12 protein-coding genes and 1 pseudogene are annotated in these 18,747 nt (G+C 50.9%); 2 read left to right on the top strand and 11 right to left on the bottom strand.

Features of this window, described 5'->3' with window-relative positions:
- The 4 genes and pseudogenes from CV945_RS11920 to gltB form a co-directional block, all read right to left on the bottom strand.
- Positions 1-369 (bottom strand): annotated as a pseudogene (locus tag CV945_RS11920) (hypothetical protein); the annotation flags it as partial.
- Between the two features lie 176 nt (positions 370-545).
- Positions 546-1,142 (bottom strand): phosphatase PAP2 family protein, encoded by a 597-nt coding sequence (locus CV945_RS11915; RefSeq protein WP_100659842.1) that lies wholly within the window; start codon positions 1,140-1,142, stop codon positions 546-548.
- Positions 1,143-1,223: 81 nt separating this feature from the next.
- A complete protein-coding gene (locus tag CV945_RS11910; RefSeq protein WP_100659841.1) occupies positions 1,224-2,708 on the bottom strand; it encodes a glutamate synthase subunit beta in 1,485 nt (494 codons plus the stop codon).
- A 143-nt stretch (positions 2,709-2,851) separates the two neighbouring features.
- Positions 2,852-7,411 carry a glutamate synthase large subunit gene (gene gltB / locus CV945_RS11905; protein ID WP_100659840.1) on the bottom strand — a complete coding sequence of 1,520 codons (4,560 nt, stop codon included), beginning with the start codon at positions 7,409-7,411 and terminating at the stop codon, positions 2,852-2,854.
- Positions 7,412-7,536: 125 nt separating this feature from the next.
- On the opposite strand from gltB, the gene gltC reads away from it, so the two are divergent.
- A complete protein-coding gene (gene gltC / locus CV945_RS11900) occupies positions 7,537-8,448 on the top strand; it encodes a glutamate biosynthesis transcriptional regulator GltC (protein ID WP_015374618.1) in 912 nt (303 codons plus the stop codon).
- Between the two features lie 200 nt (positions 8,449-8,648).
- Here the strand turns inward: gltC and CV945_RS11895 are convergent, their stop codons facing one another.
- A complete protein-coding gene (locus CV945_RS11895; protein WP_094238579.1) occupies positions 8,649-9,635 on the bottom strand; it encodes an NADPH:quinone oxidoreductase family protein in 987 nt (328 codons plus the stop codon).
- A 212-nt stretch (positions 9,636-9,847) separates the two neighbouring features.
- On the opposite strand from CV945_RS11895, the gene CV945_RS11890 reads away from it, so the two are divergent.
- A complete protein-coding gene (locus tag CV945_RS11890) occupies positions 9,848-10,417 on the top strand; it encodes a Uma2 family endonuclease (protein ID WP_100659839.1) in 570 nt (189 codons plus the stop codon).
- A gap of 222 nt (positions 10,418-10,639) precedes the next feature.
- On the opposite strand, the gene CV945_RS11885 is transcribed toward CV945_RS11890, so the two are convergent.
- From CV945_RS11885 to preA, 6 genes are all read right to left on the bottom strand, one after another.
- A complete protein-coding gene (locus tag CV945_RS11885) occupies positions 10,640-11,992 on the bottom strand; it encodes an aspartate aminotransferase family protein (protein WP_100659838.1) in 1,353 nt (450 codons plus the stop codon).
- Positions 11,993-12,021: 29 nt separating this feature from the next.
- Positions 12,022-13,488 carry a CoA-acylating methylmalonate-semialdehyde dehydrogenase gene (locus CV945_RS11880; protein ID WP_100659837.1) on the bottom strand — a complete coding sequence of 489 codons (1,467 nt, stop codon included), beginning with the start codon at positions 13,486-13,488 and terminating at the stop codon, positions 12,022-12,024.
- 285 nt (positions 13,489-13,773) lie between these two features.
- Positions 13,774-15,402 carry a PucR family transcriptional regulator gene (locus CV945_RS11875; protein ID WP_014195602.1) on the bottom strand — a complete coding sequence of 543 codons (1,629 nt, stop codon included), beginning with the start codon at positions 15,400-15,402 and terminating at the stop codon, positions 13,774-13,776.
- 305 nt (positions 15,403-15,707) lie between these two features.
- Positions 15,708-15,938, bottom strand: a complete 231-nt coding sequence (locus CV945_RS11870) for a hypothetical protein (RefSeq protein ID WP_011230920.1) — start codon at positions 15,936-15,938, stop codon at positions 15,708-15,710.
- Positions 15,939-16,017: 79 nt separating this feature from the next.
- Entirely contained in the window at positions 16,018-17,433 is a 1,416-nt protein-coding gene (gene hydA, locus CV945_RS11865) for a dihydropyrimidinase (protein WP_041470258.1), read from the bottom strand.
- An 18-nt stretch (positions 17,434-17,451) separates the two neighbouring features.
- The gene (preA, locus tag CV945_RS11860; RefSeq protein WP_011230918.1) at positions 17,452-18,741 is read right to left on the bottom strand and encodes an NAD-dependent dihydropyrimidine dehydrogenase subunit PreA; all 1,290 of its coding nucleotides are present in this window, start codon (positions 18,739-18,741) and stop codon (positions 17,452-17,454) included.
- Positions 18,742-18,747 lie beyond the last annotated feature (6 nt).

Raw genomic sequence — 18,747 nt, 5'->3', positions numbered from 1 at the left:
TTGCCCTTCCTTGAGCGCTTGCACCTCGCCTTCGAGGCGCGCTTGCCCTTCCTTGAGCGCTTGCACCTCGCCTTCGAGGCGCGCTTGCCCTTCCTTGAGYGCTTGCACCTCGCCTTCGAGGCGCGCTTGCCCTTCCTTGAGTGCTTGCACCTCGCCTTCGAGGCGCGCTTGCCCTTTCTTGAGCACTTGCACCTCGCCTTCGAGGCGCGCTTGCCCTTCCTTGAGCACTTGCACCTCGCCTTCGAGGCGCGCTTGCCCTTCTTGAAGCGCTCGGACATTTCCTTCGATCCGATCGAGCCGCACGTGGATGGGATTGAGCTTTTGGTCAAGCAGTTCGGCCATCATTTGCACGAGTTCGGCTTGCCCCATCGTTTCACCTCCTTTTCCCCATTGTATCATTGTCTCGGTCAACGCGATAGTATAGAAAAAGAGATTTTCTCCCTAATTTCGACAACGGCAAAGCTCAACACAAAGCCGCAAAATTTGCTTTTCACCGCGCGAAATCAAAACAAAAATCGTTTTTTGTCCATGTTCTAAAATCCGCTTCAGCGAGTGAACCTACGGTAAAGAGCCAGGCAGGCTGATACATAGGCAACCCCGAGCAAAAACCCACCAAGCACATCAGATGGATAATGCACTTGCAGACTTAACCTGCTTAAGCCAGTCAACAGGGCAAGCGCTCCAAAAACGCCGTAAATCGCGGCCCGCTCGCCTCGCTTCGTGCGCGTTTGCGCCAAAAAGTACGCCAAAATCAACAAGTAAATCGTCCCGATCATCGCGTGGCCGCTTGGAAAACTAAATCCACCGATTTCAGCATGAGGAGGTCGAGGCCGTCCAATGATATGTTTTAGCCACTCATTGATGCCATATCCCCCGCCAACAGCGGCCACAACCAACACCATTCCGTAGACGTCGCGGCGAAAAAACCATAAACCAATGACAAGCATAATGCTGATGATGCCAATCGTCTTTCCATCGCCAAGAAACGTAAACGGATCAAGCCAATTCCAATAATCAAACAGACGCAGCCCCTCTTCATCCATTCTCTCTGTCCATCCAGCGGCCACGCCTGTCCAAACAAGCAAAAAAAGGCCCAGACTCATAGCCGCGGTGATCCATAATCGTCGATTCATGTTGAGCATCACTCTCCTTCCATCTCTTTCTTTTCCCTCCAAACGAAAAAAATCCTCCTTAAAAAGCGATGCTTTTTAAGGAGGAGGGGATCACCACGGCAACTTCGTCTCTCCCATCAGGAACCGATCGACTTCACGAGCCGCCCCGCGGCCTTCGTGGATGGCCCAGACAATTAAACTTTGGCCGCGGCGGGCGTCGCCGGCGGCAAACACGCCCTCGATGTTTGTTGTATATTTGCCGTATGGGGCTTTCACTTTGTTGTTGGCCGTTTCAACGCCAAACTGCTTCAACAACGGCTGCTCCGGCCCTTCAAACCCGATGGCGATAAACACCAAATCGCACGGCCATACTTGTTCCGTCCCCGGAATTTCTTTAAAGATCGCTTTGCCGTTTTCATCGATGATTTTTTCCATTTGAATCGTATGCAGCTCTTTCACGCGGCCGTGCTCGTCTCCAACGATTTTCTTTGTTTGAATGCAATATTGACGCGGGTCGGCGCCGAATTTCGCTTTTGCTTCTTCATACGCGTAGTCGAGCGTAAAGACGAGCGGGTATTGCGGCCACGGGTTGTGGTCCGGGCGCTTGTTTGGCAGCGCTGGGTGTTTGCCGAACTGGACGACGCTTTTGCAGCCTTGGCGCAGCGCGGTCGCCACGCAGTCGGCGCCCGTATCGCCGCCGCCGATCACAATGACATGTTTGTCTTTGGCATCAATAAACTGGCCATCGGCAAAGTTGGAATCCAATAAACTTTTCGTCACGCCGGTCAAATAATCCATCGCAAAATGGACGCCCTCCAGCTCCCGGCCTTCAATGGCCAAATCGCGCTGCTTTTGCGCACCGATGCACAAGACGACGGCGTCGTACTGAGCACGCAGTTCGTCAGCCGTAATATCTTTGCCGACTTCGGTGTTCGTAATAAACGTGATGCCTTCCTCTTCGAGCAGACGCACCCGCCGCTCGACCACTTCTTTTTCCAACTTCATATTCGGAATGCCGTACATCAATAAGCCGCCGATGCGGTCAGCCCGCTCATACACCGTCACCGAATGGCCGGCTTGGTTGAGTTGGTCAGCGCAGGCGAGCCCAGCCGGGCCAGAGCCGACGATGGCCACCTTTTTCCCCGTGCGCGTCTTCGGAATGCGCGGTTTCACCCATCCCTCGGCAAACCCTTTATCAATAATAGCCCGTTCAATCCCTTTAATGGCAACCGCTGGGTCGGAAATCGCCACCGTGCATGACCCCTCGCACGGCGCCGGGCAGACGCGGCCGGTGAATTCCGGGAAGTTGTTCGTTTTCAACAAACGATCAAGCGCTTCTTTCCAACGGCCTCGGTACACCAAATCGTTCCATTCCGGGATCAAGTTGTGCACCGGACACCCCGAAGTCAGGCCGTTTAGCTCCAATCCCATATGACAAAACGGCGTGCCACAGTCCATACAGCGGGCACCTTGGCGGGCCAGCACGTCTTCGGAAAACGGCTGCGTGTATTCTTTCCAATCATCAAGACGGGAAAGCGGATCGCGCTTTTTCTCTTCCTCGCGTGCATATTCCATAAATCCTGTTGCTTTTCCCACGATGGTTCCCCTCCTTCTTTCCGTACGTATCCTCTCTTCTCTCATGCGGCCTTCCCGCCTGTTGGCCGATCAAAAAGCGGGCCCCGCGAAGCCGCGGAGCCGAAGCGGCGTCGTCACTTCGCGGCCAATCGCAAGCCACAGCGTTACTTCGCCACCGCTTGCAGCTGATGGACGCCGCCGACAGCCGCTTTTTTCTGTTTTGCCACCGTTTCAAACGCCGCCATGACAGCTTCTTCGTGCGAAAGCCCGGACTGTTCGAGCGTTTCGATCGTCTCAATCATCAGTTTGTAATTGCGCGGAATAACCTTGACGAAGCGGCGGACGTAATCGTCCCACTCGTCGAGCACCAATGCAGCCCGCGGGCTTCCTGTATAGCGGTAATGGTTTTCGATCATCCGACGCACGTCGCGAATTTCTTCCTCGTCTTCGAGCCGCTCAAACGAGACGAGCTCAAGGTTGGCGGTTTGCTGCCAGCTGTCTTCATCGGCAAGAACGTAAGCGATCCCACCGGACATGCCGGCGGCGAAGTTTTTGCCAACCGAACCGAGGATGACGACGCGGCCGCCGGTCATATATTCACACCCGTGATCGCCGACTCCCTCAACAACGGCATGGACGCCGCTGTTGCGGACGCAGAACCGCTCCCCAGCGCGGCCGCGAATGTACGCTTCGCCGCTCGTCGCCCCGTAGAAAGCGACGTTGCCGATAATGACATTGTCCGCTGCGGCAAACGGCGCCTCATGCGGCGGACGGACGATCACTTTGCCGCCGGAAAGCCCTTTGCCGACGTAGTCGTTCGCGTCGCCGACGAGCTCGAGCGTCATCCCTTTCGGCACAAACGCCGCAAAACTTTGCCCGGCCGATCCGGTGAAATGGAGGCGGATCGTATCATCCGGCAGCCCTTCCTCGCCGTAGCGCTTCGAGATTTCGCTTCCTGTCATCGCCCCGACCGTGCGGTGGACGTTGCGGATGGCGAGGTGAAGTTCGACCGGCTCCTGCCGCTCAAGCGCTGGCTGCACCGCCGGTAAAATTTCCGTATAGTCGAGCGTCTCTTCCATTCGATGGTTTTGCCCTTTGCTGCCTGTGCGCGGGCCATCGACTTGATACAAGAGGCGAGACAAGTCAAGATGTTTCGCTTTCCAATGCGCTTTCGCCCGTTCGCTCACTTTTAAGACGTCAACGCGGCCGACCATTTCGTCGATCGTGCGGAATCCGAGTTCCGCCATCATTTCCCGCACTTCCTGAGCGACGAAATACATGAAATTGACGACATGATCCGGCTCGCCGGTAAATTTCTTGCGCAGCTCCGGATTTTGCGTCGCCACGCCGACCGGACACGTATCCAAATGACAGACGCGCATCATGACACAGCCTAAAACGACGAGCGGTGCCGTCGCAAATCCGAATTCTTCGGCCCCAAACAGCGCCGCCATCACAACGTCACGGCCGGTCATGAGTTTGCCGTCGGTTTCTAGAACGACGCGGTCGCGCAACCCATTGAGCATGAGCGTCTGGTGCGTTTCCGCCAATCCAAGCTCCCACGGCAGGCCGGCATGTTTAATACTCGTTTTCGGCGAAGCGCCCGTGCCGCCGTCATAGCCGCTGATGACAATGACATCGGCGTTCCCTTTCGCCACGCCAGCGGCGATCGTGCCAACGCCGGCTTTGGCGACGAGCTTGACGCTGATGCGCGCATCTTTGTTGGCGTTTTTCAAATCATAAATGAGTTGGGCCAAATCTTCAATCGAGTAAATGTCATGGTGCGGCGGCGGGGAAATGAGCTCGACTCCCGGCGTTGAGCCGCGCACTTTGCCGACCCACGGATACACTTTATTGGCCGGAAGCTGCCCGCCTTCACCTGGTTTTGCTCCTTGGGCCATTTTGATTTGCAATTCATCGGCATTGACCAAATAATGGCTTTTTACGCCAAAACGTCCGGACGCCACTTGTTTGATCGCGCTGCGGCGCCAGTCGCCGTTTTCATCTTTCACATAGCGGGCCGGGTCTTCGCCGCCCTCGCCGCTGTTGCTTTTTCCGCCGATCCGGTTCATGGCGATCGCCAGCGCCTCATGGGCTTCCTGGCTGATCGAACCGAACGACATGGCCCCTGTTTTAAAGCGGCGGACGATCGACTCGACCGGTTCGACTTCCTCAATCGGCACCGGTTGCCGGCTCGAATCGAAATCGAACAAATTGCGCAAGAACGTCAACTGTTCTTCATTGGCCAGTTTCGAATATTGTTTATAGAGGTTGTAATCGTTTTTCCGGCACGCCCACTGCAGCAAATGGATCGTCTTCGGGTTGAACGCGTGATGTTCGCCGTTGCGTCGCCATTGCAGCTCGCTGCCCGTATCCAGCACATCGTCTTCGTACCGTGCGTCAAATGCGGACTCATGGCGCATTTTCGCTTCTTTGGCGATTTCCGCAAGCCCGATGCCGCCAATTTGCGATGCCGTGCCGGTAAAGTATTCATCAATGACATCGTTGCTGATGCCGACCGCTTCAAAAATTTGTGCGCCGCGGTAGCTTTGCACAGTCGAAATCCCCATTTTCGACATCACTTTGACAACGCCGTCAACGGCTGCCTTCATATACGTTTTCACCGCTTCGCGGTACGACAAGGCGATCGTGCCGTTTTCTGACGCCTGGCGGATGGTCTCGAGCGCCAAGTACGGGTTGATGGCGTCCGCCCCGTAGCCGATGAGCGCCGCAAAATGGTGCACTTCCCGCGCTTCGCCGCTTTCGACAAGCAGGCTGACGTTCGTGCGCGTCCCTTTGCGGACAAGGTGTTGATGAAGCCCGCTTACCGCCAGCAACACCGGAATCGCCACATGCGTGTCATCAACGCCGCGGTCGGACAGCACAAGAAGCGCCGCCCCGTTTTCGATCGCTTCATCCGCTTTGGCAAACAGCTCATCAAGCGCCGTTTTCAAATCGTCGGTAAACAACGTCGGCAGCACCGCGCACGCAAATTCCGGGTGTGGATTCGCTTTTAACGCCGCCAGTTCTTCGTTCGTCAACAGCGGCGTCTCAAGGCGAATGCGCCGCGCCGCTTTGGCGTCCGGATGCAAAATATTCCCTTCTTTGCCGAGCAGCGTCATCGTTGACGTGACGACATATTCGCGGATGGCGTCAATCGGCGGATTTGTCACTTGGGCAAACAGCTGCTTGAAGTAGTTGAACAAGCTTTGCGGCCGCTCGGACAGCACGGCAAGCGGCGCATCCATGCCCATCGCCCCCGTCGGATCTTTCCCCTCCGTCGCCATCGGCAAAATCGTTTTTTCCACATCTTCAAACGTGTAGCCGAACGCTTTTTGCAGCTTGACAAGCTGCTTCGGCGCTTCGACGTCCTCCGGAATTTCCAGATCGCCAAGCGTGATCATTTGCTCGTTGATCCATTGGCGATATGGCTTTTCATGAGCCATTTCTTCCTTGATTTCCTGGTCAGAGATGATGCGCCCTTGCTCGAGGTCAACCAACAGCATTTTCCCCGGGCTCAGCCGTTCCTTATATAAAATGTTGTTCGGGTCAACATCGATGACGCCGACTTCGGATGAGAAAATAATATAGTCGTCTTTGGTGACATAATAGCGGGCCGGACGCAAACCGTTCCGGTCCAAAATGGCGCCGATTTGCTTGCCGTCGGTGAACGAAATCGCCGTCGGTCCGTCCCACGGCTCCATGAGACAGCTGTGGTACTCGTAAAACGCCTTTTTCGCCCCGTCCATCTGCTCATCCCAAAACCACGGTTCCGGAATGAGCATCATCGCGACATGGGCCGGCTTCCGGCCAGCGAGAACGAAAAATTCAAACGCATTGTCCAAAATCGACGAGTCGCTGCCGTTCGTATCCAAAATCGGCACGACTTTTTCCAAATCCGCGCCGAACGCTTCGGACACAAATTGTTTCTCGCGCGCCGCCATCCAGTTGACGTTGCCGCGCAGCGTGTTGATCTCGCCGTTATGGATCAAGTAGCGGTTCGGATGGGCCCGCTCCCAGCTCGGAAACGTGTTCGTGCTGAAGCGCGAGTGCACGAGAGCAAACGCCGAACGGAACCGTTCATCTTGCAAATCCAAATAAAACGCATCGATTTGTTCCGGCGTCAAAAGCCCTTTATACACGATCGTCCGGCTCGAGAAGCTCGCTACATAGCACTCGTTGTGTTCCACACATTTTTCGAATTGTTTGCGGATCACATACAGCTTCCGTTCAAACGCCAACTCATCAGCCACGTCATCACTTGCCGCGACAAACACTTGACGGACGAACGGCTTGCTTTGCCGCGCCAGTTTGCCAAGCTTGTCGTTGTCAACGGGCACGGTCCGCCAACCGAGCAGGCGCTGCCCCTCTTTCGCAACGATTTCATTGAATTTCGCTTCGTAATACGCCCGCTTCTCTTCCTGTTCCGGCAAAAAGAACATTCCGACCCCGTAGCGCCCTTTTTCCGGCAAGTTCATCCCACCGCACACCGCTTGAAAGTACTCATGCGGAATTTGCGTCATAATGCCCGCGCCATCACCTGTTTCCGGATCGCTTCCTTGTCCGCCGCGGTGTTCAAGCTGGCGAAGCATATGGAGCGCTTTTTCGATAATGTCATGTGACGGTTTTCCTTTCAAATGAGCATAAAACCCGATCCCGCATGCATCATGTTCAAATTCCGGGCGATACAGCCCTTGTGCTTCCGGTAATCCGTAGTGTTTCATGCTGCCTTCCCCTCCCGTTCCGAATTGTCTGTAATATTCATTGTAGTTTTCAAAATTAATATAAACAATATATAATTTAGATAAAATCCATCTCTTTTTGCGATCAATCAAAAGGAGGGAGAAAAATGGAGCTGCGGCAACTGCAATATTTCGTGGAAGTCGCCCGGCGCGAACACGTCTCCGAAGCCGCCGACGCCCTCCATGTCGCGCAGTCGGCGATCAGCCGGCAAATTGCCAACCTCGAAGCGGAGCTTGGCGTGCAGCTGTTTGAACGGGAAGGGCGAAACGTGAAGCTCACCCCGATCGGCCGCCATTTTTTGCCGCACGCCGAAGCGGTGTTAAAGGCGGTCGAGGATGCAAAGCAACAAATCGAAGAGTATTTGGACCCGGAACGCGGAACGATTAAAATCGGGTTTCCGACAAGCCTGGCAAGCCACATGATGCCGATGGTCATCTCCGCCTTTAAAGCGGAGCACCCAAACGTCTCGTTCCATCTCCGCCAAGGGTCGTACTATTATTTAATCGAAGCGGTGAAAAAACGGGAGATCGACCTTGCCTTTCTCGGACCGATTCCGGTTCGTGAAATCGGCATTAAAGGAGAAATTTTGTTTTCCGAACCGTTTGCCGCCCTCCTGCCGAACAGCCATCCGCTCGCCCGCCGCGACCGGATCGTATTGAACGAACTGCGCCATGATCCATTTGTAACGTTTCCAAAAGGATACATTTTGCATCAAATCGTTATTGACGCTTGCCACCAAGCCGGATTTTCGCCCAACATTTCATCGGAAGGCGAAGATCTCGATGCCATTAAAGGGCTTGTCTCCGCTGGCATCGGCGTGACCCTCCTGCCGGAAAGCGCCTTGTCGGAAAGCCTTCTTCGCTACGCCGCCAAAGTGCCAATCGAGATGCCGCAAGTAAAGCGCAACGTCGGCATTATCATTTCCGACCACCACGAACTCGCTCCGTCGGTGAAAGTGTTTTACCGGTTTGTGAAAGACTTTTTCGCGGAGCTCGAGCGGTATCAATTGCGGGGGTGAACGCTCCCCCGCCTACGCTCACGTCGAAAAATGGGTTCGAGATCACAAAAAAAAAGACGCAGGTGCTTCCCCCTGCGTCTTTCCTTTCTTCTTCTGCACACTTCCCCTTTCCGTCGCCTTCACTCATCAAGGATCATTCAAAAAGAAGATGTGGAGAGCACCAAGTTCGGACGCTGCTTCCGTTCGATTGCGTCCGAACGTCATCCTAACCGCACGACCGTCCGGCCGCGCAGCTCGCCGCGCAAAATGCGCTCAAGCGCTTGCGGCAATTCAGCGAGCGAAATTTCTTGAACAATCCGCTCCAAATCCGGCTTTAAGTCGCCAGCGAGCCGCTCCCAAATGCGCAAACGCAAATCCATTGGACAATAGACGGAATCAACGCCAAGCAAGCTGACGCCGCGCAAAATGAATGGATGGACGGTTGTCGGCACCTCGACGCCGCCTGTCAACCCACTCACCGCCACCGCTCCGCCGTAGCGGATGCGGCTTAACACCGTCGCCAGCGTCCGGCCGCCGACCGGGTCGACCGCCGCGGCCCAGCGCTGCTTATCAAGCGGACGAATGCGTTCAGCCGTGACGTCTTCGCGCGTCAACACTTCCTTGGCGCCGAGGGCGCGCAAATAGTCGTGCTCCGCCGTTTTGCCTGTGCTCGCTTCCACCGTATAGCCGCGCTTCGATAGCATCGACACAGCCAGACTCCCGACGCCGCCCGTCGCCCCCGTGACAAGCACCGGTCCGCGTTCCGGCGTCAACCCATGCTCCTCAAGACGGTGAATGGACAATGCCGCCGTGAACCCAGCCGTGCCGATCGCCATCGCTTCTTTCAACGTCAACCCTTTTGGCAGCGGCACGAGCCAATCGCCGTGCAGGCGAGCATATTCACTGTAGCCCCCGAAATGCGTCACACCGATTTCATATCCGGTCGCGATCACCTCGTCCCCTTCGCGGAAGCGCGGATGTTGCGACGAGACAATCACCCCGGCCAAATCAATTCCCGGCACGAACGGATACGTTTTCACAATTTTGCCGTCCGGAATGGACGCCAATCCATCTTTGTAGTTGACGCTTGAATAATGGACGCGGACAACGACGTCGCCTTCCGGCAAATCATCCATGGATATCGTCTGCACGCCGGCGGTAAATTCTGTTTCGGTTTTGTTGACGACAAACGCTTGAAATGCGGACATCATTCCTCTCCCTTTCTTCATGCATTCTTCTCTCATGTCATTCGACAACCAAACGCCAGATTCCTTTTCTGAACCAAAAAGCCCCTCACTTCCACCTGTGGGCGTAAGCGAACGATGAATAAACGTCTAATGAAAGGTCCTCCCTACACTTCCTTGATTTCTTTTGGTACACTGTAAACAAGCGTATCTTTAAAATGAAAGAGGGTGGAACAATGGGCAATATCCCTGACTTGAACAAAATTTACACGTACGCTGACTGGAAAACATGGGAAGGCCGCTGGGAACTGATAAATGGAAAAGCGTATAATATGACGCCTGCTCCATCTTCGGAACATCAATTTGCCGTCGGAGAATTGTATTTTGCTTTGCGCCATTTTTTCCAAAACCAACATTGTTACGTCTTTACGGCGCCGTTTGATGTATTCCTTAGCAAAAATGAAACGTATGAAACCCCTGATGACATTGTCCAACCCGATATTGCCGTGATTTGCAATAAAAAACAGATTGTCCAAAAAGGATGTTACGGGGCGCCTGCGCTAGTTGTTGAAGTTTTGTCACCTTCAACCGCTTTAAAAGATTACAACGAAAAATTTTACACGTACCAACACTATGGCATTGCAGAATATTGGATCGTCGATACGGCTAACAAAATGATTCATGTATACCATTTGCACGAAGGAGCCTATCAACGGCATGCCACATACGGGCAACAAGACACGCTGCATTCCGCACAATTTAAGGACTTAGCTATTCCACTAACGTATGTATTTGGATGGAGTTAAAACGGTTCTGACCATTCAGTGTTCATGATCGATCTTTCGTCAAACGCACAGGAATCGATGATCGGGCAGCCGGCCCTAAGGCAGATGTCTAAGAATCTCCCATCTCGAAACCGGGAGAACGTCCAACCCTAGCGACAGCGGCCTGCTTCTATGTTTTTCCGAATGTCTGCACGAAGGCAAACAAAACACCAGCCTGTCGACCCAAGCTGGCGTTTGTTCTTCTTATTGAATGGCCGCTAGCGCCCCGCTCAAGACGCGGACCACAAACGAAAGTTCATCATCCGTGATGCAAAGCGGCGGCGACAAGGTGAGCACGTTGTTGTACCCGGCGACCGTCGTTCCGTTTTTGCCGATGATGAGGCCGTTTTCTTTGCATCGATGGATCACTTGATTGACAAGCGACACATCGAGCGGCTCTTTCGTCGCTCGGTCGGCGACCAATTCAATGCCGACAAGCAGCCCTTTGCCGCGCACATCCCCGACGTACGGATGGTCGGCCAGTTTCGTTTTCAGTGCCGAAAGCAGCCATTCGCCCGCTTCACGCGAACGGTCAAACAGACGCTCCTCCTCCATAATCTCGATGTTTTTCAGCGCCACCGCACAAGCAGCCGGGTGGCCGCCAAACGTATTGACATGGCGGAAGTAGTCGTATTCATCCGTTCCCTTGAACGCTTCATAAATCTCTTTTCGCACCGCCGTTGCCGCCAGCGGCAAATACGCGCTCGTAATGCCTTTCGCCATCGTGATAATGTCCGGCTTGACGCCGTAGTGTTGAAATCCGAACGCCGCTCCCGTCCGGCCGAAGCCGCAGATGACTTCATCGACAATCAGCAAAGCCCCGTGTTTTTCACACACGTCTTTGACCGCTTTCATATACCCGTCCGGAGGAATGAGCACACCGCCCCCGGTGATGATCGGCTCCATAATGACGGCCGCAATCGTTTCACTCAACTCCCACGTCATGACATCATCAATGGCCTTGACCGCCCGCAACCGGCGCGGGTCATCCGCCGCATCCGGGTCGCGGTATACATCCGGCGGCGGCACGTGGATGAACCCTGGCGCGAGCGGTTCGTATTTGTATTTCCGTTGCGCCTGCCCGGTCGCTGAGAGCGCCCCCATGGAATTCCCATGGTACGCCCGGTAGCGGGAAATGATTTTGTACCGGTGATGCTCCCCGCGTTGCTGATGGTATTGGCGGGCGATTTTAAACGCCGTTTCGTTCGCTTCCGACCCGCTGTTGGAAAAGAAAATCACATACTCATCGCCTAACAGTTCGTTGAGCTTTTCCCCGAGCTCGATCGCCGGACGATGGCTTTGCGTGAGCGGGAAATACGCCAGCGTCTTCAGCTGCTCATACGCCGCTTCGGCGAGTTCCTCGCGCCCATAGCCGACGTTGACGCACCAGAGCCCGGCCATCGCATCCAAATACTGGCGTCCAGCTGCATCCGTCACCCAGCAGCCTTTCGCTTCGGCCGCAATCAGCGTTGCTTGTGGGTTATACGGCTTCATCGAATGCCAGATATATCGGTCATCTTTGTCGAGCCACAGTTGGTGGGTTTGTTCAGTTTGCATGATTCTCTGCCCCTTTCACCCAACACAGGTTAAAAATCAAACCGGGAAGTAATCATCTTTTTGCGCGTGTAAAAATTCACGCCATCTTTTCCATTCACATGAAGATCACCGTAAAACGAATCTTTCCAGCCAGAGAACGGGAAAAACGCCATCGTCGCCGGCACGCCGACGTTAATGCCCAACATCCCCGCATCGGCCTCTTCACGGAATTTCCGGACGGCCTTCGCATCCTTTGTATAAATCGTCGCCCCGTTCCCATACCGAGACTTCCGAATATAGCTGAGCGCTTCATCTAAATCATTGGCCCTCAGCAAACTTAATACAGGTGCGAAGATCTCTTCTTTCGCGATCGTCATATCCGGAGTGACATAATCAAAAATCGTGGGACCTAAAAAATTGCCTTCGGGTCTATCATCCATTTCCTTTCGCCCATCGCGCAGCAATACCGCGCCCTCTTCAATCCCCTTTTGAATGTAGCCTAGCACCTTTTCACGATGAGACTGCCGAATGACCGGGGTTAATAACACTTCCGGATCTATGCCATTCCCAATAATCAACTCATCTGCTTTTTGTTTCAACCGACGGACGAACGTTTCGTTTTCCCCGACAATCACGACTGCACTGCAAGCCATGCAACGCTGGCCCGCGCTGCCAAACGCTGAGCTGATCACATGTTGTACGGCCGTCTCTACATCCGCATCTGGCATGACAATATGATGATTTTTCGCCCCCGACAACGCCTGCACTCGTTTGCCTTGCGCTGCTGTCCGTTCATACACGTACTTGGCCACTGGCTGTGAACCGACAAATGAAATCGCACGAATATCCTCATGATCAATCAAGGCATTGACCACCTCATGCGCTCCATGAACGACATTGAGCACTCCAGGAGGGGCACCTGCCTCCGTAAACAGTTCTGCTAACTTATTGGCCAAAATGGGCGTCCGTTCCGATGGCTTCAATACAAACGTATTGCCGCACACAATCGCCAACGGGAACATCCAAAGCGGCACCATCATGGGGAAGTTGAACGGAGTGATCCCTGCCACAACTCCCAACGGATAACGAAACATTTCCGAGTCAATCTCTTCGGCAATATTCGACAGCGATTCCCCCATCAGCAAAGTCGGAGCGCCGGCCGCAAACTCCACGCATTCAATCCCCCGTTGAATTTCTCCGTACGCTTCTTTATACGCTTTGCCATTTTCCTGTACGACAAGCTCCGCTAATTCCTCATGATGCTGGTTTAACAAATGGTGAAATGAAAACATAATCCGCGCTCGTTTGGGAACAGGGACATCTTTCCACGTCGCAAACGCTTTCTTGGCTGCTTGCACCGCTTGATCGACATCCTCTTTGGTTGAGATCGGAACACGCGCCAACACTTCCCCAGTCGCCGGGTTCGGGACTTCTAGCGTTTCTGTGCCACTCGATGCCACCCACTGTCCGCCGATATAGTTTTTGAGAACCGTTGTTTCCGGTTTGGTGATGGACATCAGATTCTCCTCCTTATTCCTATCTTTGTTCATGATCTAAATATTTTGTATTGTTACACAAAATTATCCTCCAGTTTTTGATTGCCTTCACTAGACAAAGCGTAAAAGCGATTAGCCTATTTATTCCACAATGTGACCAAATTTTGAAAATGTGCGCGCCTTGGACTGAGATTTTCATGTCGGTGGAGAGCAAAAAATTGCTCATGGATGTTTTTACGAAAGAAATCCCCCTAGAAGCCTACGGCATCTTCTGCTTTTCGCTTCTCAGGGGGGGAGACTTCTTACTTACAATCTTCGCAACCGATCATGCTGTACATATTTGTTTTCCATACTTTGCAATTGTAAATATTCATATGCCTTGATCATAAACTCAATAGCGAGCCGCTTTTCCGGATTCATAAAATCCTCTCCTAAAAGCGATTCTAGTTTTTGGATTCGATGATACAGCGTTTGCCTAACGACAAATAGTCTTTGTGCGGTTTCTTTTTTTGAACCGTTACACGCCAAATATACCTTTAACGTTTCCAACAAGTTTCCATTATATTTTTCATCGTATTGAAGAACAGGCTCTAAGTATTCCATGACAACTTCATACAAATCATTGTATTTATGAATAAGGGAAATAATTCGATAAATATGCAAATCCTCATAAAAACAGCTATTGGCCCTGCCGCCAAGATGATGTTGAATTTTGATCGTCTCTAAAGCTGTCCGATAACTTTTGTCCATATGAGAAACATTTTCGATAAATTTTCCGACCCCGACAACAAATTGAGGTAATTTCTTCTTTTGAATATAATCCGATTCAAGCAAAGAATTCAGTCCTATTTTCATTCGACTTTTCCATGTTTTCATTTCCCTGTTATTGATCATAATAAATACGATGCTGCTGTGAAAATCGACAGGAAATGTTGAAAAACCTTGTTGTTCAAAAATCGTCCGGCATAGCATTTTAAAGTAAATCATGTCTAAATTCGAGCATTGCTTCATTGAAGATTTAAAACGGACAACAAGCACTGTCCCTCCTTTTGGATTTGGGTCTGCCCCATACTCAGCCAAATAACTAAACACATTTTCAATGGAATGCTCTCCCTCTAGCCAGCTTTTCAACCACTCATTTTCTTCTACTCTCTTTTTTTCATCGACATACAAATCACGAAGCAGATGCTGTGCCAGCGCAGTTGCCGTACGATCCAAAATCAGCAGATCAAATTCGCTGATTTCCTTTCCGGTTGACACAATGGATAGCTCGGCATATTCATTCCCAAGAAATTGGATCGGTTGGGTGGCCACTCTTTTCTTGGAAGCTGCGTTGTCGTCAACTATCAACTGTTCTTCCTTAAATGTTTTGCTGTATTTAGGAAATATCTCCACCTCTCTGCCGTTTATTTTAAAAACTACTTGATGTCCCGAATAGTGGTGCAATAGTTTTAAAATTTCACTATAATGATCCATTGAAAGTAATTTTTTGTTTAATTGCTGTGAATATGATTCTAGTCCGGAGATGATTTCATAGTGTTGGTTAATTAAATAAGTGTGGATGTCTTGGGTGATCTCAACGAAAGGCACTTCTTTAAGAAAGAGAATGATCGGAAAGTGATGCGCATTCGCTAAATCGATTACTTCTTGCGGAACAGAAGGAGTATGCATACCGATTTCAATACATAATCCCGAAGCGTCACAGTTGATAAGCTGTTCTACAAACGATCGAAACAGTTCCTCATTTTCCTTCCATCCTACCCCAGTAGATAAAATCAGCTCTTTTCCGTTTAACAGATGATGGATTTTCGCAACTTCGACAACATGCACCCATTTTACAGTGCGGTTGAGCCCATTATGCCCTGCAACCACTTCAACATGTTCAAAATGTTTCCGCTTTAGAATATCAGAAACCGTTAATGTAGGAGTCTTCATACACTTTGTTTCACTCCCCTTACACCAATCATGGCAATACCATTTTAATTTAGGTAGCGTAAACGGTCGCTCCTGCTTCTATCACAAATTTTTATGTAACGGCTTGGCTATATATGGCCTTCTACGTTTCATTATACAGAAAGCAACATCATCGATCGCGTTTTATGTTATGAAATGTGACATTCATTTAGGCGATTCGCGCTCTGTTTCATGAAAACCAAAGCGCCGGCCCTGCCTCTATAATGATTAAGGATATATAGAGGAACTCGTTCCGGCGCTTATCGTGACGTGCATCATTCTTCTCTCTATTCGTGGTGTTTTCTGAGCTGGCGGATTAATAATGACGAAAAATATTTGCGTGCATCAGCGTTTGTAATATGCAGTGTTTGGATATCTCTTGTTTCTGACAAAGAGTCTTCTTTCTCAAATTCAACAAACGATCCGCTTAAATTTTCTTTTACGCTTTTCATATAGTATCCTTGTTCAATTAAGTAATCGATCTTTTCTCGCTCACGTAGAAACTGATGGTAAGTCATCACACACCCCCCGCTTCTCGTCGTAACCCGCATCCTTACCGCCAGGCACAGCTTGTTGGTGTTCAATGATTTATTTACGTTAGGACATTTTCACCACATCTTGGTCGGCCATTAGCGCCCCATATTTCGCGCGTTTAACATATTGGCCGTACCCCGGTTTCCCGACAAATTGTTTATCACGTACCACAAATTCTCCTCTACATAAAACCGACACGGGTTCCCCTGTTACTTTCATCCCTTCAAACGGATTATAATCCACAGCCATATGATGTGTTTCGGCTGAAATCACCCGTTCAACCGTTGGATCAAAAATGACTAAATCCGCATCCGCACCGACGGCAATGGTTCCTTTCTTCGGGAATAGACCAAACAATTTGGCGATTCTTGTTGATACAATATCAACAAACTGGTTGAGGGTAATTCTCCCTTTTTTCACTCCTTCACTGAAAAGAATACTCACCCGATCCTCAATAATAGGACCACCATTTGGGATTTTGGTAAAATCTCCCCTTCCTAATTCTTTTTGGCCTTTAAAATCAAATGAGCATTGGTCAGATCCGAGCGTTTGCAGCTGGCCGTTTTTCAAGGCATTCCATAGCACTTCTTGATGCCATTTCTCACGAAGCGGCGGTGACCATACATATTTAGCACCTTCAAAATTCGGCTTTTCTAAATAGGACTGATCGAGCACCAGATACTGGGGACAAGTTTCGCCCCATACATTCAACCCCTTATGGCGCGCTTCAGCAATTTTCTCTACCGCTTGAGCACACGATACATGAACGACGTACAATTGCGAACCAGCGAGTTCTGTCAATTGACAGGCGCGCCCCGTCGCTTCTCCTTCTAGCTCTGGAGGTCTCGTTAATGCATGATAAATCGGATCAGTATGCCCGTCCTCCAAGGCTTTTTTCGTTAAATAGTCAATCACGTCTCCATTCTCGGCATGCACCATGACAAGCGCTCCGAGTTCTTTTGCCGCGACTAGCGTCCGATACAAGGTTCCATCATCAGCTTGAAACACATCTTTATACGCCATAAATACTTTAAAGGAGGTAATTCCTTCTTCTTCGATCACTTTTGGAAGCTCTTCAAGCACATCGTCCGTTATTTCACTGATCATCAAATGGAACCCGTAATCGATCACCGCTTTCCCCGTCGCTTTGTTATGCCAAGTTTCAATCGCTTTTTTCAGGGGCTCACCTTTATTCGTTAAGCAAAAATCAATAATGGTCGTCGTCCCGCCAAATGCGGCGGCAATCGTCCCCGACTCAAAGTCGTCTTTTGTCACAGTGCCGCCAAACGGCATATCTAAATGGGTGTGCGGATCAATGCCTCCTGGAAACACATAACAACCTGTGGCATCAATCACTTCCGCTCCGCTCTCATCTAAATTTCTCCCGATTACTGCAATTTTCCCATCTTGAATGAGGAGATCGGCTTCATATATATCTGTAGCGGTGACAATTGTTCCATTTTTTATCAATTTTGTCATCATGATACCCTCCTTCATTTATAATGATTTGATATCCACACTGCAACCGCTTAGCCGGCCAAGGGCCACTTGCCGTTCATTCCATGTCATCGGGGGATGTTCGCTTGGCACTTCGACCATCTCAATCGCTCCGTCAACCGGACAGACGATGGAACATAAATTGCATCCTACACAATCTTCTTCGCGCACTTTTAAATATTCTTTTCCGTTTTCGTCTACGAGACGCTCAATGCATTGATGGGAAGCGTCTTCACAAGAAATGTAGCACTTATTGCACTGAATACAGCGCTCACGATGAATTCGCGCCACAACCTTATAATTGAGGTCCAAATCTCCCCAATCAGAATACTTTGACACTGATTTCCCTACAATATCCATTACGGAAGCAATTCCTTTTTCATCAAGATAGTGATTCAACCCTTCAATCATATCCTCGATAATCCGAAACCCATGGTGCATAACCGCCGTGCACACTTGAACTCCTGTCGCTCCCATTAACATAAACTCAACGGCATCTCTCCAATTGGAGATCCCGCCAATTCCCGAAATCGGAATGCGGATACGCGGGTGTCGCGCGCATTCGGCCACCATATTTAAAGCAATGGGTTTTACTGCTGGACCGCAGTATCCCCCGTGCGCCCCCTTTCCTGCTACATGTGGAATCGTATTCCACGTATCTAAGTCCACCCCCATGAGACTATTGATTGTGTTGATCAAACTGATGGCATCTGCCCCGCCTTGGGCAGCCGCTTCAGCGGTCGCCGTAATATCGGTAATATTAGGAGTTAATTTAACAATGACAGGGGTGCGTGCCACCTCTTTGACCCAATATGTTTGTCGTTCGACCAATTCTGGCACTTGACCTGATGCCGATCCCATCCCCCGTTCCGCCATTCCATGCGGACAGCCAAAATTGAGTTCCAACCCATCCACGCCCACATCTTCTACTCGCTTCACAATCTCATGCCATTTTTCGCGCTTGGGCTCGACCATCAAAGAAGCAACGACAGCCCGGTCAGGAAAACGTTTTTTCGTCTCATAAATTTCCTTTAAATTTTCCTCAAGAGGACGATCCGTGATTAATTCAATATTGTTAAAGCCCATGACTCGCTGTCCGTTAAAACTGATTGCCGCAAATCGGGACGATACATTCAAAATAGGTTCCCCTAATGTTTTCCATACCGCTCCTCCCCAACCCGCCTCAAATGCCCTTTGCACTTGATACCCCGAATTGGTGGGAGGGGCGGAAGCGAGCCAAAATGGATTGGGGGACTTGATTCCCGCTAAGTTAATGCTTAAATCAGCCATTGCCGT

This window comes from Geobacillus sp. Manikaran-105 (assembly GCF_002809955.1).
In the GTDB taxonomy this organism is placed as follows: Bacteria; Bacillota; Bacilli; order Bacillales; family Anoxybacillaceae; genus Geobacillus; species Geobacillus thermophilus.
This window is presented reverse-complemented; position numbering and strand designations above follow the sequence as displayed.